Source organism: Pseudomonas asplenii (assembly GCF_900105475.1).
Classification (GTDB): domain Bacteria; phylum Pseudomonadota; class Gammaproteobacteria; order Pseudomonadales; family Pseudomonadaceae; genus Aquipseudomonas; species Aquipseudomonas asplenii.
The window spans coordinates 2533893-2557618 of sequence record NZ_LT629777.1; the positions used below are offsets into that span (position 1 = coordinate 2533893).

General features: G+C 62.7%; 22 protein-coding genes. 9 read left to right on the plus strand and 13 right to left on the minus strand.

The window, feature by feature from the left end:
• The first annotated feature begins 138 nt into the window (after positions 1-138).
• The 3 genes from BLU37_RS11535 to can all read left to right on the plus strand — a co-directional run bounded on the left by BLU37_RS11535 (position 139) and on the right by can (position 2114).
• Positions 139-930: an energy transducer TonB gene (locus tag BLU37_RS11535; RefSeq protein WP_090204907.1), complete on the plus strand. Its 792-nt coding sequence runs from the start codon at positions 139-141 to the stop codon at positions 928-930.
• Complete coding sequence (gene rimI, locus BLU37_RS11540; RefSeq protein ID WP_010445380.1) at positions 923-1375, plus strand: ribosomal protein S18-alanine N-acetyltransferase; 453 nt, start codon at positions 923-925, stop codon at positions 1373-1375. Before BLU37_RS11535 ends, rimI begins: the two co-directional genes overlap by 8 nt.
• Positions 1376-1469: 94 nt before the next feature.
• Entirely contained in the window at positions 1470-2114 is a 645-nt protein-coding gene (gene can, locus BLU37_RS11545) for a carbonate dehydratase (RefSeq protein ID WP_010445379.1), read from the plus strand.
• An 81-nt stretch (positions 2115-2195) separates the two neighbouring features.
• Here the strand turns inward: can and BLU37_RS11550 are convergent, their stop codons facing one another.
• The 5 genes from BLU37_RS11550 to BLU37_RS11570 all read right to left on the minus strand — a co-directional run bounded on the left by BLU37_RS11550 (position 2196) and on the right by BLU37_RS11570 (position 10363).
• Entirely contained in the window at positions 2196-3368 is a 1173-nt protein-coding gene (locus tag BLU37_RS11550; protein ID WP_019361443.1) for a hypothetical protein, read from the minus strand.
• 94 nt (positions 3369-3462) lie between these two features.
• Positions 3463-5067, minus strand: coding sequence for a J domain-containing protein (locus BLU37_RS11555; RefSeq protein ID WP_090204909.1), 1605 nt, complete (start codon positions 5065-5067; stop codon positions 3463-3465).
• Between the two features lie 12 nt (positions 5068-5079).
• Complete coding sequence (locus BLU37_RS11560) at positions 5080-6777, minus strand: molecular chaperone HscC (RefSeq protein WP_090204912.1); 1698 nt, start codon at positions 6775-6777, stop codon at positions 5080-5082.
• A 268-nt stretch (positions 6778-7045) separates the two neighbouring features.
• Positions 7046-8746: an acid phosphatase gene (gene acpA, locus BLU37_RS11565; protein ID WP_090204915.1), complete on the minus strand. Its 1701-nt coding sequence runs from the start codon at positions 8744-8746 to the stop codon at positions 7046-7048.
• A 198-nt stretch (positions 8747-8944) separates the two neighbouring features.
• Complete coding sequence (locus tag BLU37_RS11570) at positions 8945-10363, minus strand: short-chain fatty acid transporter (RefSeq protein WP_090204918.1); 1419 nt, start codon at positions 10361-10363, stop codon at positions 8945-8947.
• A gap of 324 nt (positions 10364-10687) precedes the next feature.
• Here BLU37_RS11570 and BLU37_RS11575 point away from each other — a divergent pair, with 324 nt between their 5' ends.
• Complete coding sequence (locus BLU37_RS11575) at positions 10688-12001, plus strand: MFS transporter (RefSeq protein ID WP_090204920.1); 1314 nt, start codon at positions 10688-10690, stop codon at positions 11999-12001.
• Positions 12002-12026: 25 nt separating this feature from the next.
• Here the strand turns inward: BLU37_RS11575 and BLU37_RS11580 are convergent, their stop codons facing one another.
• Genes BLU37_RS11580 through BLU37_RS11590 form a run of 3 tightly spaced genes read right to left on the minus strand, consistent with a single transcriptional unit; the run spans position 12027 to position 15492 of the window.
• On the minus strand, positions 12027-13055 hold the full coding sequence (locus BLU37_RS11580; RefSeq protein ID WP_090204923.1) for an SIS domain-containing protein: 1029 nt from the start codon (positions 13053-13055) through the stop codon (positions 12027-12029).
• A gap of 20 nt (positions 13056-13075) precedes the next feature.
• Positions 13076-14077 carry an ROK family protein gene (locus BLU37_RS11585; RefSeq protein WP_090204925.1) on the minus strand — a complete coding sequence of 334 codons (1002 nt, stop codon included), beginning with the start codon at positions 14075-14077 and terminating at the stop codon, positions 13076-13078.
• 8 nt (positions 14078-14085) lie between these two features.
• Positions 14086-15492, minus strand: coding sequence for an APC family permease (locus tag BLU37_RS11590; RefSeq protein ID WP_090204928.1), 1407 nt, complete (start codon positions 15490-15492; stop codon positions 14086-14088).
• Between the two features lie 210 nt (positions 15493-15702).
• Here BLU37_RS11590 and BLU37_RS11595 point away from each other — a divergent pair, with 210 nt between their 5' ends.
• Together BLU37_RS11595 and BLU37_RS11600 are read left to right on the plus strand one after the other, a co-directional pair.
• Positions 15703-16905: an ROK family transcriptional regulator gene (locus BLU37_RS11595; protein WP_010445368.1), complete on the plus strand. Its 1203-nt coding sequence runs from the start codon at positions 15703-15705 to the stop codon at positions 16903-16905.
• 89 nt (positions 16906-16994) lie between these two features.
• Entirely contained in the window at positions 16995-17693 is a 699-nt protein-coding gene (locus tag BLU37_RS11600) for a metallophosphoesterase (protein ID WP_090204931.1), read from the plus strand.
• Here the strand turns inward: BLU37_RS11600 and BLU37_RS11605 are convergent.
• Positions 17674-17898, minus strand: a complete 225-nt coding sequence (locus BLU37_RS11605; protein WP_019361436.1) for a DUF6555 family protein — start codon at positions 17896-17898, stop codon at positions 17674-17676. The two genes, BLU37_RS11600 and BLU37_RS11605, sit on opposite strands and share 20 nt — an antisense overlap.
• Before the next feature lie 174 nt (positions 17899-18072).
• Here BLU37_RS11605 and BLU37_RS11610 point away from each other — a divergent pair, with 174 nt between their 5' ends.
• Positions 18073-19389: a methyl-accepting chemotaxis protein gene (locus BLU37_RS11610; RefSeq protein ID WP_026007542.1), complete on the plus strand. Its 1317-nt coding sequence runs from the start codon at positions 18073-18075 to the stop codon at positions 19387-19389.
• 52 nt (positions 19390-19441) lie between these two features.
• Here the strand turns inward: BLU37_RS11610 and BLU37_RS11615 are convergent, their stop codons facing one another.
• Genes BLU37_RS11615 through BLU37_RS11625 form a run of 3 tightly spaced genes read right to left on the minus strand, consistent with a single transcriptional unit; the run spans position 19442 to position 20634 of the window.
• Positions 19442-19924, minus strand: a complete 483-nt coding sequence (locus tag BLU37_RS11615; RefSeq protein ID WP_010445364.1) for a RidA family protein — start codon at positions 19922-19924, stop codon at positions 19442-19444.
• A 54-nt stretch (positions 19925-19978) separates the two neighbouring features.
• The gene (locus BLU37_RS11620; protein WP_010445363.1) at positions 19979-20293 is read right to left on the minus strand and encodes a helix-turn-helix domain-containing protein; all 315 of its coding nucleotides are present in this window, start codon (positions 20291-20293) and stop codon (positions 19979-19981) included.
• Complete coding sequence (locus tag BLU37_RS11625; protein WP_090204934.1) at positions 20290-20634, minus strand: toxin; 345 nt, start codon at positions 20632-20634, stop codon at positions 20290-20292. Before BLU37_RS11625 ends, BLU37_RS11620 begins: the two co-directional genes overlap by 4 nt.
• A gap of 167 nt (positions 20635-20801) precedes the next feature.
• On the opposite strand from BLU37_RS11625, the gene BLU37_RS11630 reads away from it, so the two are divergent.
• Complete coding sequence (locus tag BLU37_RS11630; RefSeq protein WP_090204937.1) at positions 20802-21689, plus strand: Dyp-type peroxidase; 888 nt, start codon at positions 20802-20804, stop codon at positions 21687-21689.
• Between the two features lie 68 nt (positions 21690-21757).
• On the opposite strand, the gene BLU37_RS11635 is transcribed toward BLU37_RS11630, so the two are convergent.
• The gene (locus tag BLU37_RS11635) at positions 21758-22480 is read right to left on the minus strand and encodes a polyphenol oxidase family protein (RefSeq protein ID WP_090204939.1); all 723 of its coding nucleotides are present in this window, start codon (positions 22478-22480) and stop codon (positions 21758-21760) included.
• 143 nt (positions 22481-22623) lie between these two features.
• On the opposite strand from BLU37_RS11635, the gene ddlA reads away from it, so the two are divergent.
• Positions 22624-23718 (plus strand): D-alanine--D-alanine ligase, encoded by a 1095-nt coding sequence (gene ddlA, locus BLU37_RS11640; RefSeq protein WP_090204941.1) that lies wholly within the window; start codon positions 22624-22626, stop codon positions 23716-23718.
• Positions 23719-23726: the final 8 nt, after the last annotated feature.

Consider the following 23726-nt stretch of genomic DNA (forward strand, 5'->3'; position numbering starts at 1 on the left):
GGGGAGATTGTACTGCATGAAGCGGCCTGTTGACCCGCAGGCGATCAGCGACACGCGGTTATTGCGATCAACTGCGGGCGATCTTGGCCGAAGGGCGGTAGAATCAGTGCCTTGAACTTATCCACAGATGGCCGCCCCTTGTTGATCGAGTCCCGTCGCCGCGCCTATCTGACCGCCATGCAGGTGGTCCATTGGCTGCCCCGCACCGAACTGCCGTTCGCCGCGCCGTCGCGCCCGGAACTGTTTGTCGAGCCTGAGCCGCTGGTCGAGGCACCGACTGCGCCAGCAGCGGCGACGCCTGAGGCGCGCAAGTCTGCAGAGCTTGCAGCCCGGCCCGCCGAACGGCCGAAAATCGAAGTGCCCCGGCCGTCGTCCGGCACCCGTGCCGACAGCAAACCGTCGGTCGAAGAGCAGGAGGCCCCTGCGCCGGTCAAGGCGCCGCCGGTGCCGCCACCGCGTTTCGCCCTGCAATTGCTGCGGGCCGGACGTTGCCTGCTGCTGGTCGAACTGGTGACCGGGCAGCCGTTCCAGAGCCGCGATCCTTCCTACCTGCTGCTCAAGGACATGCTGCGCGCCGCCGGCCTGCCGGATGCCCCGCAGATCATCGGCGAGCCGGTGCGTTGGCCATTGCTGGCGCGCGGCAACCTGGATCAGGGACCGGATGTCGCCCGTGAATTCGTCCAGGGCTTTGTCCAGGCGCGGCTGGAAGAGGAGGAGTGCGCCTGTCTGTGGCTGATCGGCTTGCCGGCGGTGCGTTTCGCCGGTGAGGCCGATGCGCAATCCTATAACCGCGAGCTGCAGGTCGAAGGCCTGGGCTCGGCCTGGGCGCTGCCTGGCCTGGAATTACTGATGGACGAGCCGCAGCGCAAGGCGGATGTCTGGCAAGCCATGCGTCGGCTGATGGCGCGCTGGAAACACAACGATGAGTGATGCGGTAAGTTTTCGTCTGGCTACCGAGGCGGACCTCGATGCCATCCTGAAGGTCGAATACGCGGCATTCAGCCATCCCTGGACGCGCGGCATCTTCACCGATGCCCTGAAGTCCTACAAGGTCTGGCTGATGTTCGAAGGCGGCCAGCAGGTGGGGCATGGGGTGATCCAGGTGATCATCGATGAGGCGCACTTGCTGAACATCACCGTCAAGCCGGAAAGCCAGGGCCGTGGCCTGGGCCTGCGGCTGCTGGAAGAGTTGATGGCGCAGGCCTATGGCATGGGCGCCCGCGAGTGTTTCCTGGAAGTGCGTGACAGCAATCGGTCGGCGTACCGGTTGTATGAACGTTATGGTTTCAACGAGGTCGGACGTCGTCGTGACTACTATCCGGCGGTCGGTGGGCGCGAGGATGCGCTGGTGATGGCGGCGACGCTGATCGACTGATCCACTACGGCCTGAATGTGTGGTAGGCAGTGGCGTGACCCCGAGCGCAGGTTGGTTGTCAGAGAACAGTGCACCAATCTCGAGGCTCCACAGCATGAACGAACTACAAGACCTGATTGATAACAACGAGCGCTGGGCCGCTTCGATCAAGGAAGAGGACCCGGAGTTCTTCGCCAAGCTGGCCCGCCAACAGACGCCGGAATTCCTCTGGATCGGCTGTTCCGATGCCCGTGTACCGGCCAACGAGATCGTTGGCATGTTGCCAGGCGACCTGTTCGTCCACCGCAACGTCGCCAACGTGGTGCTGCACACCGACCTCAACTGCCTGTCGGTAATCCAGTACGCGGTGGACGTGCTCAAGGTCAAGCATATCCTGGTCACCGGTCACTACGGGTGTGGTGGTGTGCGCGCGTCGATGCAAGACCGCCAGTTCGGTCTGATCGATGGCTGGCTGCGCTCGATTCGCGATCTCTACTACGAGAACCGCGAAGTGCTGGCGAAATTGTCGACCGAGGAAGAGCAGGTCGATCGCATGTGCGAACTCAATGTGATCCAGCAGGTGGCCAACGTCGCCCACACCAGCATTGTCCAGAACGCCTGGCATCGCGGGCAGAGCCTGTCGGTGCATGGTTGCATCTACGGGATCAAGGATGGTCGCTGGAAAAGTCTGGACACCACCATCAGCGGCTTCGAACAACTGCCACCGCAGTATCGCCTGCGGCCGGTCGGCGCGCCCTGATTCGCTGCTGCCGAATCCCGGCAGGCGCTTGTGACAACGGGGGGAGCCAGCCACTGGCTCCCCCCGTTTGCTTTTTCAGGGTCAGATGTGTGGCGTTTCGGTGGTCGGCTTCGGTGCCGGCTCACGCAGTTGCTTGAGCTGGGTCTTGATCGCCGGGGCCGCGCATTTCTTCTGCGCATCGGCCTCGCTCAGGTTGCGCACCGAGACATAGAACAGCTCGCAGGTCTTCTCCTTGTTGGTCACCTGCCAGTTCTGGGTGCAACGGGTGAGCTGCGCCGACGGATCGCTGTCCGGCTTCTGCCCCATTCCCGCCTGCCAGCAGGCTGCGCTCAGATCCTGGCCCATGACCTTCAGACCTGCCGCATCGGCCTTGGCCTGGTCGCCACCGTAGCTGGCCGGGTCCGCCGCATACCAGATATAGCTCGGGTGGTTGGAGCCCAGTACCGGCACTTTCACGCCCGCGCTTGGGCTGATCTCGGCCAGGCCGAGCACCGCGACCGTGGCGCCATATTGCTGCTTGATCCAGTTACGCACGGGGGCACCGAAGGCCACCATCGGCAGCGCAGTGCCCTTGGCGGTCACACTGACTTCCTTGACCATGGTGGTCTGGTAGTCGGTGAAGTAGCTGTAGACCCCTTCCAGCGTGCTGCCGGCGTTGGACGGCGCGGCAATCGGGGCGATGTCGACGATGGTCTGGTAGGCCGGGGTCTGCTCGGCGGGGATACCGTTGTCGGTCAGCAACTCGGCCCAGCGGTCGGTGGTTTTCGACTCCAGGTAGTCCTGGGCCTGGGTCAGCGAGTAATCCGGTGGGAAATGCAGCAGTTCGACACTCTTGCGGTTGTCCAGGGCCATGCCCAGCGGCAGGAACAGGTACCAGCTGTATTCCCATTTACCATCGGCGTTGAGTTTCGAGGCGCCCTTGTAGGCCAGGTCGCCGGCATCCAGCAGCGCCGCCAGCGGTTTGTCGTAGCCGTCCGGTACACCGCTGAAATGGGCGTACAACTGACCATTGTCGTTTTTCACCGTCACCTTGGCGTCCTTGTAGCCGTCGCGTTGTACGCTCTGGTTCAGGTAGTGTTCGGCGGTCTGCTCCAGCGTCCAGTTGCGGTAGCAGATCACGTTGCAGTTGTTGGGATAGGCGAAGAGCTGGGTGACGCGTTCGGTGCTGCCCAGTTTCAGGTCGACATCGGCGTGTGCGGCGCTCGTGCCCAGACCGAGGGCGACGAGAGTGAGGGTCACTGCGAGTTTTGACATGCTCAGATCCTTTTCAGCGTGAGGCCCCTTGATCGGGGGTAGGTACATACTGGTACAGATTTGCTGCGGGCGCCGCCCCGTGAGGTCGATCCCACTAGGTCGGACGTGTCAGTGGAAAACCCGGATAAGCGAAAATACAGGTCACGGTCACGGCCAGCATGATCACGAAAAAGCCCAGTTGCAGTGGGCTCCAGTGCGTCCAGTGCAAGATCGCCTGTAACGGCTGCTTCCAGCCGGATGCCGGTTTCTCGGCACCGCGTCGTCGCTGATCGAGCAAGCCGATCAGGCCGACGCCGACAAAGGTGGCGAGCCCGAGGGCGCCCAGTGCGGTCCAGAAGCACAGGCCGAGGATTGCCTGCGGAACACCATGGCGCAGTACCAGCCAGTACCCATTGGGATTGATCCGTTGCGGCAGCAGGTGTTGGCTCAGTTGCGCATCCATGACGAAGAACTTCGAGCACAGGGTCAGCCAGCGGGGCATCAGGAAGCGACCGGCCCAGACCGGAATCAGCGCCCAGGTGCCGGCCAGGAAGAGGGTGATCCAGATCGGGTCATTGCGCAGGACCTTGTGCATCAATTGCGGTAGAAAATGCAGGAGCAGGGTCAGTGCCGAGGCGGCCCACAACCAGCTCCAACTATTGCTCGGAACCGGGCGTGGAGTGAATTTCCACCAGAAGAACACGTCCGGCTCGGGCAGGCGCTCGAGCAGGGCCGGATACTGGTAGGCGAGGGTCTCGGCCAGTTGCTGGCAGGCTTGCCATTCGGCGGCCTCGAAACGCTGGTAGAGAGCCATTTGCTGCTTGCTGGTCAGTGGCGTCAGCAGCAGTTGCGCGGCCAGTTGGTCGGCGCTCCAGGGGCGCGGGATCTGTGCCTTGGCCAGCTGTTGCTGATAAAAACCTTCCTGCTCGCAACGCTCTATCAAGGCCCGCCAGGTCCACTCGGGTTCCGGCGTATTGCCCTTGCGCTCATCCCAGTCGAACAGTTGGCAGACCCGGTCGAACAGCGGCAGGCTCCAGCGGGTTTCATGCAGCAGTTGCAGGATAATAGGTTGCCACTCCCGCCGCCGGTCGAAGACTTTCAGCCAGGGCTGTTCGCCGTAGTCTTTCAAACGATTGACGAACTCGCGCTCCTGTCCGGCCTCCAGCAGATCCTGAAGGCCCTGACGGTATTCCTGCAGCAAGCCGTTGGACAGCGCTTCTTCCTGTGACGGGGTCATGACGACGGCCTGCCAGGGCGTCAGCCACTCCAGTTGTTGCACCGCCCACGCGGTGATCGTGTTACGCAGTCCCGGTTGTTCGAAACACAGGCGTAGCAGCGTCTGCTGAAAGGCTTCGGCACAATCCTGTTGCCGGGCCTGTTCCCAGCGCTGGGGCAGATTCTGTTCGGTGAGGCCCGCCACCAGCGCCTGGGCACGGTCCATGGCAAGCTGGGCTGCGGGTTGGGCGTCGAGCAGGCCGGTGGACGCGGGCCTGTCCCGTTCGGCCGGTGCAGCGACGAGGATGTCCCGTGGCGCCTCGGCGTCGTCATCCTCATCGCGCCAACGGGCAATCTCCAATGCCTGCTCATAGGACTCGCGCAGTTGCTGGAAAGCTTCGGCATCCTCGTCCGGCCGAGTGGTTTTCAGCAGTCGCGCATAGCTGCGCTTGATGCTGCGCTGATCGGCATCTTCGGTCAGTTGCAGTATCGACCAACAATCCATGTCACCACTCCCTTAATGCCAGATGCCACTGTCGAGTCTGTCGAGGTGCCTGGTCAGCTCGCTGCGTGCTTCGCGGATCTGCCGTTCGTCCTGGGTTTCCAGCACCTGCTGGAACTGCCCGGCCCACTGACCGATACGCTCGCGCAACTCGCCCAGGCTTTCCTGGTAGAGCCGTTCCAGACGAGCGGTCAGCACGGTATTCACCTGCTGGTCGCGCGGGTGCACCTTGAGCAGGCTCAGGGCCTGCAGGCGCTGCTGGATTTCCTCCGGGGATAGCACGCCGGGGTTGTTCTCGATCACCAGCGAATGTTGTTCGCCGGTCAGTGGCACGGTGACCTGGGCTTCGAGCAGACCATTGTTATCGTAGGTGAAGCGCACATCCAGCGAGATCTCGCCGGCCTTGCGTTTGGGGACCGGCATTTCCAGTTCGCCGAGGAAGACGTTGTCACGTACCAGACGGCTTTCGCCCTGGTAGATCTTCAGCTTCACCACTTCCTGGTTGTCGTGCAGGGTATAGACACTCTTGACCCGACTGACCGGGACGATGCTGTTGCGTTCGATGATCGGCAGGTAATGTCCGCTTTCGATCTGCTGGCCGTATTGCTGGGAAGTCTCGATCCCCAGGGTGTAGGAGCAGACATCGGTCAGCACCACTTCCTCAAGGGCGGCCGAGCGGGCCTTGAGTGCGGCCTGGATGGCTGCGCCATGGGCCACCACTTCATCGGGGTTGAGGCTGATGGACGGGAAGCGCCCGAACAGTCCGGCCGCCAGCTTGCGCACCAGTGGCATGCGGGTGGTGCCGCCGACCAGGAGAATTTCATCGAGGTCGCTGACGCGAATACGTGCATCGCGCAGGGCGCGCTCGATCGGCCCGCGCAGACGCTCCAGCAGGGGCGCATAGAGATCGGCCAGTTGCTGCTGGGTGAAGGTATGGCTCCATTGGCGGCCATCGATGCGCAAGGTGAATTCGCTGCTCTGTTCCTGGCCGAGGACCTTGCGCACCCGCTCGGCCTCGCGGCGCAGGGGTTGGATCACGCTGTTGCTATCAGGAAAGTCCGTCGCATTGCGCTGGCTGTCGATAAAACGCTCGAGCAGGACAGCGTCGAAATCCTCGCCGCCGAGGAAGTTGTCGCCGGCGCTGGCGCGGACCTCCATCACCCCGTCGAACAGCTCCAGAATCGACACGTCGAAGGTCCCGCCGCCGAGGTCGAAGACCAGGAACGAGGTTTCCTTGTCCCGTTGGTGCAGGCCATAGGCGAGGGCGGCAGCGGTGGGTTCGTTGATCAGCTTGTCGACCTTGAGGCCGGCCAGTTCGCCGGCGATCCGTGTGGCCTTGCGCTGGGCATCGCTGAAATAGGCCGGGACGCTGATCACCGCTTCGTGCACGGTTTCGCCGTAGGCGCGTTCGACGTCTTCCTTGAGGCTCTTGAGCACCAGCGCGGAAAGTTCTTCGGGGCGGAACAGACGCTCACCCAGGCGGACTTCCTGGGCGCTGCCCATGTGGCGCTTGAACAGCGCGGTGGTGCTGCGCGGATGGGTATGCAGGCGCTCCTTGGCGGCCTGGCCGACGAGGACCCGCCCTTCGTCGTCGAGACCGACCACGCTCGGCGTGAGGAACTGGCCGAGTGCATTGGGCACCAATTCGCTGGCCTCTTCGCGCCAGACCGCGACGAGGCTGTTGGTGGTTCCCAGGTCGATCCCTACGATCATTGCGCTGAACTCCCTTTGCGATCTGTAAAAGGCTGAAACAGAAATATCCGCTCAGGATATTACCTGAGTGAGCAGGGGGTAAAGGGGTGGGTGGCAGTTGGCTATTATCGGCCGAGGGTGATAGCGCTTGGCACAGCGTCAATGGGCGCTAAATGACCGTACCTGTGGTGGGCGGCTTGCTGGCGATCCGCCAAAGGCGGCCATCCAGAAGATTCTGGCGCTGCCAAGGGCGCTATCGCCAGCAAGCCGTTCCCACCAGGAGAAGTGATCAGGCGGTAAAACGCAGGGCGTTGGTCAGGTCACCCATGGGTTGCTGCCCCCGCGCACTCATCGCCTCATCGCGCTCCTTGAGGCCGTCGAGCTTCTCCAACTGGAATACCCGGGTGATCAGACGCAGGATAGAGGCGGTGTCATACACCGTGTGGTCCACCGTGCCCTTGCGCGCGAACGGCGAGACCACCAGTGCCGGAACCCGTGTACCCGGGCCCCAGCGGTCGCCTTTGGGCGGTGCAACATGGTCCCACCAGCCGCCGTTTTCGTCGACCGTGACCACCACCACCATGTTCTGCCACTGCGGACTCTCGCGCAGGACTTTCAAGGTCCGGACGATATGCCGGTCGCCAGCGGCCACGTCGGCATAACCGGCGTGCATGTTGAGGTTGCCCTGGGGTTTGTAGAAGGTCACGGCTGGCAGCTTGCCGGCTGCGGCATCGGCGAGGAACTTGTTGGTACTGGTCTCATCACCGAGCCCACCATCACGCAGGCGCCTGGTGCGTTCGGTGGGGTTTTCCGGGCCCTGGCGGGTGAAGTAGTTGAACGGCTGGTGGTGATACTGGAAGTTCGGAATCTTCGGAATGCCGCCCGAGTCCTTGAACTGCTCCAGCGTTACCTGCCAGGCGCCGGCGTACCAGGCCCAGTCGATGTTCTTCTTCGACAGCTTGTCGCCGATGTGCTCGTGGGTCTGCGGCACCAGCACGGTGGGCAGGTCCGGCTTGGCGTAGTCCGGACGCTCGGGGTCGCGGATCCAGGTCGGCCAGTAGGGGGGCGCCATGGTGTTCACCGCGTAACCGTCGGGGGTCAGCGCGCTCGGGCCGAACTGTGGCGGGCCGCTCATGGCACTGGCCGGGGATTGCTCCAGCGGTGCCAGGCGTGGATCGGTCGGGTCGTCGCTCTGCACCTTGGCGATCTGCGGTTTGGCCACCGAGTTGGCGGCATCCGGGTAGAACGGCACCTTGGCGCTGATCAGGTACTGGTGGTTGAGGAATGAGCCGCCAAAGGCTCCCTGGAAGAAGTTGTCGCAGAGTACGAACTCCCTGGCCACATCCCACAGACGCAGCGAATAGCGGGTTTGGGCGTAGTAGCCCATGGTCAGGCCGCCGGAGTCGGCCCAGGCGACGAAACGATCGTTCTTGCCGCCGTTGATCTGCATCTGGTTCTGGTAGAACACATGCCACAGGTCGCGGGTGACCAGGCCCAGGGGCAGGTCTTCAGCGTTCGGGCCCTTGAGGGCGTAGGGCGCGTTGGGCAGGTTTTCCTGAAACTGGGTGGCCACCGGGTAGGTCACGCCATCGAGGCTCTGCGGGCCGACCTGCAGCACACCGCCCCAGACCGGAGGCAGGGTCTGCAGCAGGCTGCCGTCGCGATCGTATTGCTGATAGTCGGCCGGTTTGAGTGCCGACAGCGGTTTCTCGACGCCGGGGAAGTCGCCGAACAGGTTGTTGAAGCTACGGTTCTCGGCGTAGATCACCACCACGGTCTTGACCTGCTCCTGCAGCGCCTTGTCCAGCGCGGCTCCGGACAGTTCCTTGACCTCGGCCGGCTTGCCCGGCTCGTTTGGCGAGCCACAGGCACTCAGGGTCGCGCCGGCCCCCAGCACGGCGACGCCGCCGAGGAAACGGCGGCGGCTGGTATTGGTCGGGGTATCGGCATCGGCGGTCGGCGACTGCTCGAGGTCTTTCTCGTCACTCATCCTGGATTCCTGCTGGCTGGGTTGGACGTAACAAAATATTTCGCATCGCACGCTAGCAATGCAATATGACAGAACGACGACGGCCGCTCTGCGTCGGGCCTTGCAGTATGCCTATTGTCGAGGGCGAGGAAAGTGGTGGCTTTATGCCGAGGGGGCGGGGGCTGGCTGACCATGACCTGATGATCAGCCAGGGTGGGTCTACGGCATCACCGGCCCGCTATAGGCCAGGGTCGTCCCCAGCGCCCACAGCAGGAACAGCACCAACGGTGCATGCACCAGCAACTGCACGAAGGAAAAGCCGATCAGGTCCCGTGCCTTCAGGCCCAGCACGCCGAGCAACGGCAGCATGTAGAACGGGTTGATCAGGTTCGGCAGGGCTTCGGCCGCGTTGTAGATCTGTACGGCCCAGCCCAGGTGGTACTTGAGGTCGTTGGCGACCTGCATCACGTAGGGTGCCTCGATGATCCATTTGCCACCGCCGGACGGGATGAAGAAACCCAGTACCGCCGAGTACACGCCCATCAACAGGGCATAGGTGTCATGGGAGGCGACCTGGGTGAAGAGGGTCGAGATGTGGTGCGCCAGAGTCTGGGCGTCGGTGCCCTTGACCGTGGTCATCAGTGCCGCGATGGAGCCGTACAGCGGAAACTGGATCAGCACCCCGGTGGTGGTCGGCACGGCTCGCGACACTGCGTCGAGGAAACTGCGCGGGCGCCAGTGCAGCAGGGCACCGACCATCAGGAACAGGAAGTTGTAGGTGTTCAGGCCGGAGATGGCGCTGATCGCCGGCTTGGTCGAGAACTCGTGGAACAGCCAGCCGGCGGCCAGCAGTGCCAGCAACAGGGTCAGCAGTGGGCTGTGCTCCAGCCATTCGCCAGGCCGGGTGCGCGGGCTCAGCGGTGGCAGGTTGAAGCTCGGATCGACTCCACAGGCCTTGGCATCTCGTGCCGAGTTCGGGCCGGGGGCGGTGGCGTAGGCAACCACCAGCGAGACCACGATCAGCGCCAGCAGCAATGCCCCGGATTGCCAGAGAAAAATAGTCTGGGTGAAGGGAATGACGCCGGTGATCGACAGGATCGACGGCGGCAGGCTGGCCGGGTTGGCCTGCAATTGCGCGGCGGACGACGACAGGCCCAGGGCCCATACCGCGCCGAGGCCGAGGTAGGCGGCGGCGCCGGCGGCACGGTAGTCCATGCGCAGATCGGTGCGCCGGGCGAGGGCGCGGACCAGCAGGCCGCCGAACACCAGCGACAGGCCCCAGTTGAGCAGCGACGCGACCATGGAAATCAAGGCTACCCAGGCCACCGCAGAGCGGCCGTTTTTCGGAATCCGCGCCAGGCGGTCGATCAGTTTCACGGCGGGCGGCGAGCTGGCGACCACATAACCACCGATAACCACGAAGGCCATTTGCAGGGTGAACGGGATCAGGCTCCAGAAGCCATCGCCGAATGCCACCGCCGCATCGGTCGGCTTGGCGCCCATGGCCAGGGTGCCCAGGGCGACGACGATCACTGCCAGTGCGGCAAACACCCAGGAGTCGGGAAACCAGCGCTCGGCCCAGTTCGAGCAGCGCAGGGCAAAGCGGGCATAGCGGCTTTCATCGATATCGGCAGCCATGACAGTACCTCGGATTTTTATGATTGTAGGGAGGACAGTCGCCCCGATGGAGGCGACCGGAACCGCGCAAGAATGCGGTATTCATCGTCTGCTGCAAAGGCTTCTCGGCATGTGCACGGATAGACGCAGGTTGTCGAAAAACGGAACCCGCCACGACCATTTCTGCTAAAAAGTGACCCGATGGCGGGTTGGAGATTGTGAGCTGCGCTCAGTGCACTAATCTTTGCCCCTTGCGTGTCGAGTGATGAGCTGGCGCTTGTCTGTTTTTTGTACCGGTTGGGCAGCCCCTCTGGTTGTCCCCGAATACGCTATTCCGAGTTCCTTATGACCGTTGATTCATACCCGCGAAACCGTCGTTTCTCCCGGTCCGACTACAAGACCCTGGGCTTGGCGGCATTGGGCGGTGCGCTGGAAATCTACGATTTCATCATCTTCGTGTTTTTCGCCCTGACCCTCAGCCAGCTGTTCTTCCCGCCGGAAATGCCCGAGTGGTTGCGGCTGTTGCAGAGCTTCGGGATTTTCGTCACCGGTTACCTGGCGCGCCCACTGGGCGGCATCCTGATGGCGCACTTTGCCGATCGCCTGGGGCGCAAGCGTGTGTTCAGCCTGAGTATCCTGATGATGGCCTTGCCCTGCCTGCTGATCGGGGTGATGCCAACCTACGCCCAGATCGGTTACTGGGCGCCGCTGTTGCTGCTGGGCCTGCGGGTGCTGCAAGGCGCAGCGGTGGGCGGCGAGGTGCCGAGCGCGTGGGTATTCGTGGCCGAGCATGCGCCGCCGGGGCATCGTGGTTATGCCCTCGGTGTATTGCAGGCTGGGCTGACGTTCGGTTACCTGCTGGGCGCGCTGACAGCCACCTGGCTGGCGCGGGTCTACAGCCCGGCGGAGATTCTCGATTTCGCCTGGCGCTTTCCCTTCCTGCTCGGCGGGGTGTTCGGGGTGATCGGGGTCTGGTTGCGCCGCTGGCTCAGCGAAACCCCGGTTTTCATGGCCTTGCAGGCCCGACGTGAGGCCGGCGCTGAACTGCCTTTAGGGGCGGTGCTGCGTGATCATCGCCGCTCGATTGTTCCGGCGATGCTGCTGACCTGCGTGCTCACGTCGGCGGTGGTGGTGTTGGTGGTGATTACGCCGACCGTGATGCAGAAAAGCTTCGGCATGAGTACCAGCCATACCTTTGCCCTAAGCAGCCTGGGTATCGTGTTCCTGAATATCGGTTGTGTACTCGCCGGCCTGCTTGTGGATCGTATCGGCGCCTGGCGCGCGGTGCTGCTCTACAGCCTACTGCTGCCGGTGGGGATCGGCCTGTTGTATGCCTGCCTGATCACGGGCGGAGCCTGGATCAACCTGGCCTATGCCGTGGCCGGGCTGGCCTGTGGGGTGGTCGGTGCGGTGCCGTCGGTGATGGTCGGGTTGTTTCCGAGCCGGATCCGCGTGTCCGGCATTTCGTTTACCTACAATATTGCCTATGCGCTCTGGGCGAGTACCACGCCGTTGCTGCTGATTGGCCTGATGCCCTGGAGCCCCTGGGTTTGCGTGGGTTATTGCCTGGTGATGGGCACGGTCGGGGTGCTGACGGCGCTATTTTTTGGCGGGCGGATCGCGATGAGCGCCGATTCGCAACCCTGTATCGGGCACTGACCCTTGACGATCACTTCAAGCCAACTCAGCGCGTTTCCGTGACCTTTTTCAGAAAGCGCGGTTGATCCGGGTTGCGCCCGCGCAACTCGGCCAGTTTCGCCGCCATCAGATAGAAGCCCTGGATCATGGTGAACGGCTCCAGCAACGGATGGGCCGTGGCAACGCTGGGCAACTCCACGCCGGGTGTGCCGCGCGGGGCGACCACCATGACCTGGGCCCCGCGCAGGCGCATATCGTCGGCGAAGGCCAGGGTGCCGGCCTGCTCAGGTCCGGAGGGGGCGAACACCAGCACCGGATAACCGGCCTCGATAATTTCCATCGGCCCGTGGCGCACTTCGGCGCTGGAAAAGGCTTCGGCCTGGATGCCCGACGTCTCCTTGAGTTTCAGCGCGGCTTCCTGGGCAATCGGCAGCGCCGGGCCGCGTCCGATGACGATCATCTTGTCGGCAGACTGCAAGACGTTCAGCGCCAGCGCCCATTCCTCGTTTGCCACCTCGGCCAGGGCCGCAGGCAGGCTTTGCAGGGCTTCGCGCAAACCGCTGTCGTTGCCTTGCCGGGCACCCAGGGCCGCGACGGTCTGCACGCCGGCCATCAGCATGGCGACGTAACTCTTGGTCGCCGCCACGCTCTGTTCCAGGCCGGCTGGCAACAGCACCTCGGCATCACTGGCGGCGGCCAGTGGCGAGTCGGCAGTGTTGACGAAGGCCGCGACGCTGGCGCCCCGTTGCTTGAGGTAGGCGGCACTGGCGATCAGGTCCGGGCTCTTGCCTGATTGGGACAGGGCCGCCACCCAGCATTTCTTCAGGCGCAGCGGTGGTTGTTGCAGGCTGACCAGCGATAGCGGGATCGACAGCCAGGGAATGCCCAACTGGCTCATCATGACGTAGCCGAAGAAAGCGGCGGCATGATCCGAGCTGCCACGGGCGACACTGATGATCAGCTCCGGCAAGTCGGCGGCCAGTTGGTCGGCGAGTGAATTGATCGCGCTGTCCTGGTCGAGCATGTGTTGCACGACGGCGGGAATCGACAGGGTTTCTTGGCGCATCAGCGACATAACAGCATTACCTGAGTGTTTCAGCCACGCGGGCTGTCGGGTAGGGAAAGAAGGTCGCCGGGAATGAAACTCAACCCGGCGGCGTCCATGGCCATGCTCAGCGCGCCCCAGAGCGGCGCATCATGGGTGAAATGGGCGGCGACGATCTGCGGTGGAAAGGGTACCGCCTGGCGAATCAGTTGTTCGAGCACCGGGGCCAGGGTCGACGACTGGTGGAACAGGCCGCCGCCAATCGCGATGCGGCTGACATCCAGCGCCACCGCGAGGTTGGCCACCTGTACCGCCATGCCGGCGATTCGCTGCTCCAGGGCCTGGCGCACGGCGCGGTCGGCGCTGGTGAACAGGTCCAGGGCGTGGTGCCCATGGCCGAGCATTTCGTTGGCCAGTTGGCTCAGGGCGGTGCCCGAGAAGAATTCCTCCAGGGGCGCCGCACCTTTTTCGTGGGTTCGCCACTGATCGGCGCGTAGCGGGTCGAGAAAAGGCTCCAGCATGTAGCCGATCTCCATGGCCGCGCCGTTATGGCCACGAATCAGACGACCGTTGGCAATGGCGGCCGCGGCGAGCCCGGTGCCGAGGTTGAGGTAGATCGCATCGTCGATCCCCACCAGCGAACCCCAGCGCGCTTCCGCCAGGGCCCCGGCCTTGACATCGTTGTCGAGCATCACCGCTTCGGTGCCCAGGCCGCTGCCGAGCAGTGCCGGCAGATCGAGCGCTTCGAACCCCGGCGTATTCGGCGCCATCAACAGCCGGCTGTCGCGCACCACGCCGGGAAACACGGCGGCCACGCTGGCTACCGGCACATCGCCAAAGTCGGCGGCACACTCACGGGCGGCCTGAAGGATGCGCTCCAGCGCGGGCTTGCCCCGCAGGCCAGCGGCGTGGGTTGCCAGCCTGCGTGTACTCAGGTGTTGGCTCGACGGGTCATAACAGGCGACCTGGGTCTTGGTACCGCCCACATCGATCGCCAGCAGCACGCCTTGGGTGGGCGCCTTGGCGCCCGGGGTATTCAACGGCTCGAACATCGTCGCTATCACTTCTTGTTGAAAGGCCAGAGCCGGTGTGCCCGTGCCCAGAACAGATAGGCCACGCAACCTGCGGCGACCCATACCAGCGACCATTGGATCGGGTAGGCGCCGGGGGCGTTGTGGTTGGAAGCTAAGTAGATATAGATCCAACCCACCAGCGCGATGACCGCCGGGATCGGGTAAAGCCACATCTTGTAGGGACGCTCAAGGTGCGGCTTGGTCTTGCGCAGCACGAACAGCGAAATGATCTGGGCCACCGACTGCACCAGGATCATCACCGTGGTCAGCAACTGGATCAGCGTGGTGAGGTCGGTGAGACGGCCGATCATGAAGCCGACCGAGGTCAGCACGCCCATGCTCAGGATGCCGTAGACGGGGAAGTCATGCTTGGCGTGAGTGACGCTGAAGGCATTGAAGAACACGTTGTCCTTCGCCGCTTCGAACGGCACCCGCGAACCGCCCAGCAAACCGGCGAATACCGAGGCGACGGCGGTGATCAGGATCAACACGGTGACCACGCCGGCGGCGGTGCTGCCCCAGGTTTCGCTCAGCACCACCGAGGCCACGGACTTGTAGGCCGCCGAGTCCGGGTCGAGCATGCGGTGCCAGTCGACCACACCCAACACACCGACCTGCATCAGCAGGTAGACCGCGAGGATGCCGACGATCGACAGCACGATCGACTTGGGAATCACCCGACCCGGCTGTTCCACTTCACCGGCCAGATAGGCCGAGGTGTTATAGCCCAGGTAATCGTAAATGCCGATGGTCAGGCCGCCGGCCATGCCGAACCAGAAGCTGCTGTCACCGAGGTTGAACGCCCCTTCCGGGAAGCTGAAGGCCAGGTCGGCATGGAAGTGGCTGAGGGCGGCGAGAATCAGCGCGCCGATACTGATCAGCATGATCACCCAAAGCGCGATGCTCAAACGGGCGATCGACTCGATCTTGCGCCAGAGCATGAAGATGATGCCCCAGATCAGCACCAGGCCGACCAGGTTGCCGGCGGTCTGGCTCATGTCCGGCCAGAACCAGGTGAGGTATTGCACGAAGCCGATGATCCCGGTGGACATGATCAGCGGGATGAACAGCATCGCGGTCCACACGAACAGGAAGGGCAATAGCTTGCCGGTACGTTTGCCGAAGGCTTCGCGCAGGTAAACGTAGGTCCCGCCGGCGCCAGGCAGCGAAGCACCGAGTTCGGCCCAGACCAGGCCGTCGCACAGCGCCAGCAAGGCACCGAGGATCCAGCCGAGGTAAGCCTGCGGACCGCCCATGATGACGATCATGGTGGGAATGGTAATAAAGGGACCCACGCCGCACATCTGGCTCATGTTCAGGGCCGTGGCGGGAAACAGACCGATCTTGCGCTTGATGCCGGACGAACCCTGCCCGGTGGGAGTGCTTGTGCTCATGCTGTGACGACCTCTTGTGCGAGTGACGGGAGGTGGAGGGCAGGTGGCAAGGGTGCTGCGCGTCGGCGAGGGCTTCCATCGACTCGGTATCGTTATTGTTATGGGGATGGTCGCCCATGAAGCGACCGCGACCGATCGATGTGTAGAAAAACACGTCACGACTATTAATTCAACTTGATTTAATTAATTAGCGACAACCATCATCGGCCCATGAAAAATCCACAGCACACCCGTACGGTCACCACCGGTACCAACGCCGAACACGCCCGCCTGCACAACCGCCGGGTGATTCTCGAAGCGATTCGTCTGGGCGGGCGCCTGACCCGCGCCGATCTCACACGGCTGACCTCGCTGACGGCGCAGACGGTTTCGAACATCGTCACCGAACTGCAGGAAGAGGGCGTGCTGCGGGTGCATGCCGCCGAGAAGATCGGTCGTGGCCAGCCGCCGGTGCCGCTGTCGATCAACCCGCAGGGCGGTTACTCCATCGGCTTTCATGTCGAGCAGCATTCGATCATCGGCGTGCTGCTCGACCTGCTGGGCGACGCTCAGGCCCAGGTTACCCTCGCGGTCAGCTATCCGAGCTTCGACGATGCGCTGCCGCTGTTGCTCGATACCGTGCGGCAGTTTCGGGCGCTGCGCCCTGATGGGCGTTTTCTCGGGGTGGGGGTGGCTCTGCCCGGGCCGTTCAGCGTCGAAGGCATGACCTCCGTGGGGCCGACGGCCATGTCCGGCTGGGATGACCCGCAGATTCCGACGCGCCTGCAGCAGGCAGTCGGCTTGCCGGTACTGATCGAGAACGACGCCACGGCGGCGACCATGGGCGAACGGCTGTACGGGATTGCCAGTGACCTGCACCACTTCGTCCACCTGTTTATCGGCAGCGGCCTCGGGGCGGGCCTGTACCTGGGTAACCGCTTGTATTCCGGGCACTGGCACAACGCCGGGGAAATCGGCCACATGACGGTGGTGCCCGGTGGCAAGGCCTGCCATTGCGGCAATCAGGGCTGTCTTGAGCGCTATATCTCGATTGCCGCATTGCTGGAGCACCTGGGACAATCCGGCGACCAGGACCTGGCGGCCTGGAGTATCGACGATCCGCGTTTCAAGGCCGGTGTCGACTCCTGGCTGGACGAAGCCGCACCGGCATTGCGCCAGGCGATCAACATCCTTGAATCGCTGCTCGATCCACAGACTATCCTGATCAGCGGTTTCCTCCCGGAGGCGATCCTGGCCCGGCTGGTGGCTCGGCTGGAACCGTTGCATCGCTCCATCAGCAGCCGCTCGGATCGTGAATACCCACGCATCCAGCTTGGCACCGCCGGACACGATGCGGTGGCGTTGGGGGCGGCGGCGTTGATGATTCTCGCGGAGATCAGCCCGGACTATGAGGCGTTGCTCAAACCGGAATGAGCCGGCGGACATCGGTTTTACTCAAACGATGAGGTCGCGAAGTCGCTACTGATTTCGGCGTTGTTCTACTGGCACAGGAGGAACGGGGCATGGCTGGATTTGCACACTATCCGCTCAACACCCGTGGCCGGGATTTCGCCGTGGGTGATATCCATGGGCATTTTTCTCGATTGCAGGCAGCGCTGGATCGGCTGGATTTCAATCCCGAGCGTGACCGCCTGTTCAGCGTCGGTGACCTGGTCGATCGTGGCCCACAGAGTGAGCAGGCTCTGGAGTGGCTGGCGCGTCCGTGGTTCGCTGCGGTCCAGGGCAACCACGAAGCGCTGGCGATCCAGCATGTGCAGGGCCGGGTACCCGACCTCGACCTGTACCGCGCCAGTGGCGGCGGTTGGTTTATCGACAGCAGTGCGCAGCAACAGCGCCTGTTCGCCACACGCTTTGCACAACTGCCGATTGCGCTGGAGGTCGAGACCCGACTCGGACTGGTGGGGATGGTCCATGCCGACAGTCCTTTTGCGGCATGGAGTGACTTGCGTGACTACCTGCTGGGCCACAGCGAGGTGCAGATTGCGGTCGAGACGGTCTGCCAATGGTCACGTACCCGCCTGAAAAACCATGACGTCAGCGGTATTCGCGAGGTGCGGGCGATGATGGTCGGACACACTGCGCAGCACCAGCCCACCGTGCTGGGCAACGTCTATCACATCGACACGGCGGGGTGGGGCAGTGGTTGTTTCACGCTGGTGGAACTCGATAGCCTGAGCCTCATCAGGCCTGACGCCAACTGACTGCCTCGATGCCGAACTTCTCGGCAATCGGTTGGCTGGTCTTTTTCACCTGTTCACGCCCGAACCTGCCGATCCGGCCGACGCCGGCGTCACAACTGGCCCAGTGCCAAGCCTCGGCGTTGTCCATGCGCTCGCTGCGGATGATGAAGGACTTGCGGGTGCCGTGCAGTGTGTAGTCAATAACGAATAGCTTTGCCGTGCTCATGGATCTGAAACTCCTCCCTGTTGTTCTGAGAGTGAGTCGCCGGTGTTGGAAAAATTCCATCGATCAGCCGAGCGGTTGCTCGCAGGCATTAACTCGGAATAGTCCTTCAGAAAAAAACCTGATAGCCGATGGCAAGAGCGATAGCTGAATTTCATCTCTGCATTGGTGTACAGCATGTTCAACAAACGCTTGAAGCAGGAGCTGTCGGCTCTTCGCGAGGAATTGTCCAGTCTCCAGCAGGTCAGGGAGAGCCTTGAGCAGGAAATGCTGGTGCTCATTCTGGACGCCGATGGCCGTATCCAGTCAGTCAACCATAACTTTACTCAGGAGATGCGTTATCAGAGCAGTGCTCTGGTGGGGCGTCATATCGATGAGTTCGTGCCGGCGTATCTGAAAAACTCGGAATTTCACCAGCGCTTCAAGAATGCCCTGACTCGCGCCGAACATTTCAGCGGAGCAGTGCGTCTGTTACGGGGCACGGGCGAGGAGGCCTGGCTGCGTTCTATTGTCCAGCCGGTCCGTGGTGCCGATGGCCGGGTCAAACATATCTCGATCTGTTCCAACGACCTGACCCGCACCATCGAGAACTCACGCGAACACGAAAACCTGATCGGTGCATTACTGCGTTCCACTGCCGTCATCGAATTCAACCTGGCCGGTGACGTGCTGACCGCTAATGACCGCTTCCTCAATGGCATGGGCTACAGCCTGGCGCAGATCAAGGGCAAGCATCACAGTATTTTCTGTGATCCGGCTGAAGTGCACAGCGCCGAGTACCAGGTGTTCTGGAAGCGCCTGAACGCAGGCGAGTTCATCGCCGGACGGTTCAAACGTGTGGACAGTCATGGTCGTGTGGTCTGGCTGGAGGCCTCCTACAATCCGGTGCTCGATTCCAACGAGCGGCTGTACAAGGTGGTGAAGTTCGCCACTGTGATCACCGACCAGGTGAATCAGGAGCAGGCCGTGGCCGAGGCGGCGAATATCGCCTACAGCACGTCGTTGCAGACTGACTCCAGCGCCCAGCGTGGCACCACCGTCGTGACCCAGGCGGTCGAGGTGATGCGCGATCTGGCCCAGCACATGCAGCATGCTGGCGAGGGGATCGAGGCGCTCAACGCTCAGTCGCAAGTGATCGGTACGATCGTCAAAACCATCAGCGCGATTGCCGAGCAGACCAACCTGCTGGCACTGAACGCGGCCATCGAGGCGGCGCGTGCCGGTGAGCAGGGACGCGGTTTTGCGGTGGTGGCCGATGAGGTCCGTCAACTGGCCTCGCGAACCAGCCAGGCGACCGATGAGATTGTCACTGTGGTGCGCCAGAACCAGGACATGGCCCGCGATGCGGTATCGCTGATGAACAGTGGCAAGACCCAGGCCGAGGAAGGCTTGGCGCTGGCGGCCGAGGCCGGTACGGTGATCGTCGAGATCCAGGACGGCGCTCAGCGGGTGGTCAATGCGGTCGGGCAGTTCGCCAACCAGTTGAGCACCTGAGGCCGGCGTCCAGGCCAGTTGGCGGTTGAGCCGCCAACGTGGCGTTTTCTTCCTATGGCTTGAGCGCCACGGTCATGTCGATCTCGACCGAAGCGTTTTTCGGCAGTTGGAATACGCCGACCGAGGTTCGCGTGTGTACCCCGGCTTCGCCGAAGACGCTGTAGAGCACCTCTGAAGCACCGTCGGCGACTTCGCTCTGTTGCGTGAAGTCTTCGGCGCTCTGTACGTAGACGTTGATGCGCAGGATCTTCCGGATCCGTTCCAGGTCGCCATCGAGCATCTGCCGCAGAATGGCCAGGGCGCGCATGGTGCTGATCCGGGCGCCGTGCCGGGCCTGTTCCAGGCTGGTCTGTGCACCGACGCGGCCGGTCACCATCACCGTGTTGTCGACCCGCGGAATCTGCCCACTGACGTAGATTTCGAGATCGTTCTGCACTGCCGGCACATAATTGCCGCCAATTTTCATTTCACCGTCGAAGCTGTAGCCGAGTTGATCGGCGATCTGGGCAAAGCGTTCGTGTCTTGAGTGCGGCATCGTTATCTTCCTGATAAGGGTGGGTGGGGCCGATCAACCCCGGCATGCATCAAATCACACGGCTCTCAGGCGCTCAATCATGTCAGGGAAGCGCTCCACGAGTTTGATCAGCAGGGCAGCCTGTGCGTTGGGTCTGGACTTGGCCTGTTCCCAGTTCTTGAGGGTATCGGGGCTGGTTCGAATCCGGTTGGCGAAAACGGGCTGCGACATATGGAGTTTCTCCCGCAGCGCCACGATTTCCTCTGCTGTAACCATCGGCGGCGGCAGGGCCTCCAACTCGTAACGGCGCAGGGTAATCTTGCCTTCGCGGTGCTCAGCCATCTCTGTCACGCCCTGCATCAGCTCGGTAAACAGATCGCGTTTTTTCATGCTTTACCTCGTTGCTTCAACTCAGCCTCGATTGCTGCTTTGAGCATGTTTTCCTGATCCGATGTCAGGTTTTCAAGTTCGTCTTTGTCGTAGATGGCAAACATCCAGAACTGGCCGCTGCTCAGTAGCCAGTAATAGATGATTCGCAATCCGCCACGTTTACCCTTGTGCCGACGTGAGTCGGGCCAGCGCATTTTGCGAAAACCGCCTGTTCGGGGCATCAGGTACCCGACTTGAGGGTTGGTCTGCATCTCCAACTGAAGTTGTCGATATTCGTCATCCGCAAGGTAATGACCTAGGGTGGCGGTGAAGTTTGATGTTTCGAAGAATACGGATTTCATGGAAAAAATATAGGCAAATTGCCTATATTTATGAATGGGATCTGTTTGTGTGATGAGCGGGCGATGTCGGTATTTGCCGTAGGAGAAATCACGATCAAGTCGGCGATTCCACGCAAGCGCGGTTGGTGCAACACAGGTAAACTTGTGCCTTTCCCAAAGGAGTTCCCATGAGTCACTACCAGCCCGGCATCCTCGCCAAGCCTGTGCCCCTGCAGGCACGCCATCTGTTTTTCGCCCTGGAATCCGCTGCGGCCCTGCCGGCTGCGCTCGACAACCTGGTTCGGCTGGTGGATGGGAAAAACGCCGTGGTCGGTTTTGGCGAGTCGCTGGTTCAGGCCCTGGGGGCGCGGGTCGAGGGATTGCGGACATTCCCGGTGGTCAGTGGCCCGGGCGTGGACAACCCTTCGACCCAGCAGGCGCTTTGGTGCTGGCTGCATGGCGAGGACCGCGGCGAGCTGCTGCACCGCAGTCGTGAGCTGGAACTGGCGCTGGCGCCAGCGTTGAAGCGGGTGCAGATGACCGAGGCCTTCCGTCACAAGACCGGCCACGACCTGACCGGCTATGAGGACGGCACCGAGAACCCGGTGGACGAAGCGGCCCTCGAGGCCGGGATCGTTTCAGGCGACGTCGCTGGCCTGCGCGGTGGCAGCTTTGTCGCGATTCAGCAGTGGCAGCACGACCTGGATGGTTTTGCCGCCCTGCCTTCCCATGAGCAGGACAACATCATGGGCCGTCGCAAAAGTGACAACGAAGAGCTGGACGATGCGCCGGAGTCGGCCCATGTCAAGCGCACCGCCCAGGAAAGCTTCGCCCCCGAGGCGTTCGTCGTGCGCCGTTCCATGCCATGGTCGAACGAGCAGGGCGCTGGTCTGATGTTCACCGCGTTCGGTTGCACCCTCGATGCCTTCGAAGCCCAGTTACGGCGTATGAGCGGACAGGAAGACGGCATTACCGACGCCCTCTACCGCTTCAGTCGGCCGATCACCGGTGGCTACTACTGGTGCCCGCCGGTGAAGGATGGGCATCTGGATCTGAGCGTGCTGCTGGCCGATTGAGCCGAGCTGTTCCCATTCGTGTGAAGAAAGACGCCCGGTGCCGAGCCCCGGGCATGGTGATGGCAGACTCAGCTTCGGCTGATCCAGGAATACTGGAAGGTCTTGTTCGGGTCGGTCTCATGGGTTCGACGTCGGTAGCTGGAGAACGCAGGTGACGAGCAGTAGGTGCATACCGGGCTTGTTTCCACCTGCCAGTCGGCAATTCCCGCGGCCCGCAGCAGCCGTTGTGCATAACCTTGCAGGTCGAACCAGAAGCTGTCTGTTTGTCTCGGTGCTGGCGGTGCAAGCTGGGGCGGCGACAGTGGCGCCGGCTGCTGGCGCGTCCAGGGCGGCGCGCCATCGGCCCAGAGTTGCCCCTGGCTCTCCTGCAACTCGCTGACGAACGCCTGGCTGACCTCGTAGCAACAGGGCCGGATCGATGGGCCGATGGCGATACGCAGGGACTGCCGGGGAATCTCCAGCGCCTCGAAGCGCGCGATGGCATTGCCGATGATGCCGCCGCGCAGGCCTTTCCAGCCGCCATGGATCGCCGCCGCCAGCGAGCCGTCCTCGGCAGCCACCAGCAAGGGTAGACAGTCGGCGGTAATCACGGCGATCGGCCGTGGGCCATCGGTGTACACCGCGTCGCCTTGCAGCGAGCCGGCGGGCAGGTTGTCTGGTGCTTCGATCAGCGTCGCACTGTGGATCTGCTTGCAGGTGAACACCCCGTCCGGCAGCCCCTCGTTGGCCTGGTTGAGGAAACCGTGGCGGATCCCCGGGATCTGGCTGAGGTTGCTGGCATACTCACTCACTGGGGCTGCTCCGCGTAGCACTCGAATGTCGGCAGCATAACCGGATCGGCGATTTTGGGGATGCGAATTTCGCGGCTTGCGAATAGGCTGCGCACATTAGGGAGGAGGCTCCCGCCAACGAATTTTGGAAACGAGGCTGGATGATGGGCAAGTTGCGAGTCGGGATTATTTTCGGTGGGCTGGGTGCGGAACATGAGGTGTCGCTGCAATCGGCAAAAAACGTGGTCGATGCACTGGACCGCGAGCGCTTCGAGCCAGTGCTCGTCGGTATCGACAAGCAGGGCCGTTGGCACCTCAACGACAGTTCCGACTTCCTGCTCAATGCCGAGAATCCGACGCTGATCGCGTTGAACCAGTCCAACCGCGAACTGGCGGTGGTGCCGGGCAAGGCTGGCCAGCAACTGGTCGAGACCGGTAGCCAGAGTTTGCTGGACCAGGTCGACGTGATCTTCCCGATCGTCCACGGCACCCTCGGCGAAGACGGCTGCCTGCAGGGGCTGTTGCGCATGGCGGACCTGCCGTTTGTCGGCTCCGATGTCCTGGGTTCGGCGGTGTGCATGGACAAGGACATCAGCAAGCGCCTGCTGCGTGACGCGGGCCTGGCGGTCACGCCGTTCCTTACCGTCAACCGCGCCACCGCCGCGCGACTGGATTTCGAGCAGGCACGGGCGAAGCTCGGTCTGCCGCTGTTCATCAAGCCGGCGAACCAGGGTTCGTCGGTGGGGGTGAGCAAGGTCGAGAGCGCCGAGCAGTTCCAGGCGGCCATGGCGCTGGCCCTGGGCTTCGACGACAAGGTGCTGGTGGAGTCGGCGGTCAGCGGCCGGGAGATCGAGTGCGCGATTCTGGGCAACGACCAGCCGGTCGCCAGTGGCTGCGGTGAAATCGTCGTGCGCAGTGGTTTCTACTCCTACGACAGCAAATACATCGATGCCGAGGCAGCCGAAGTGGTGGTGCCGGCGGCTATCAGCGAGGGGGCCAGTGAGTGCATCCGCAGCGTCGCGCTCGAAGCGTTCCAGGTCCTCGGCTGCTCGGGCCTTGCTCGTGTCGATGTGTTCCTCACCGACAGCGGCGAAGTGCTGATCAACGAGGTCAATTCACTGCCGGGCTTCACCCGTATCAGCATGTATCCCAAGCTGTGGCAGGCGGCGGGGATGACCTACAGCGAACTGGTCAGCCGCCTGATCGAGCTGGCGCTGGAGCGGCACGAAGCACGGCGTGGGTTGAGCAACAGCCGCTGAGGTAAAGG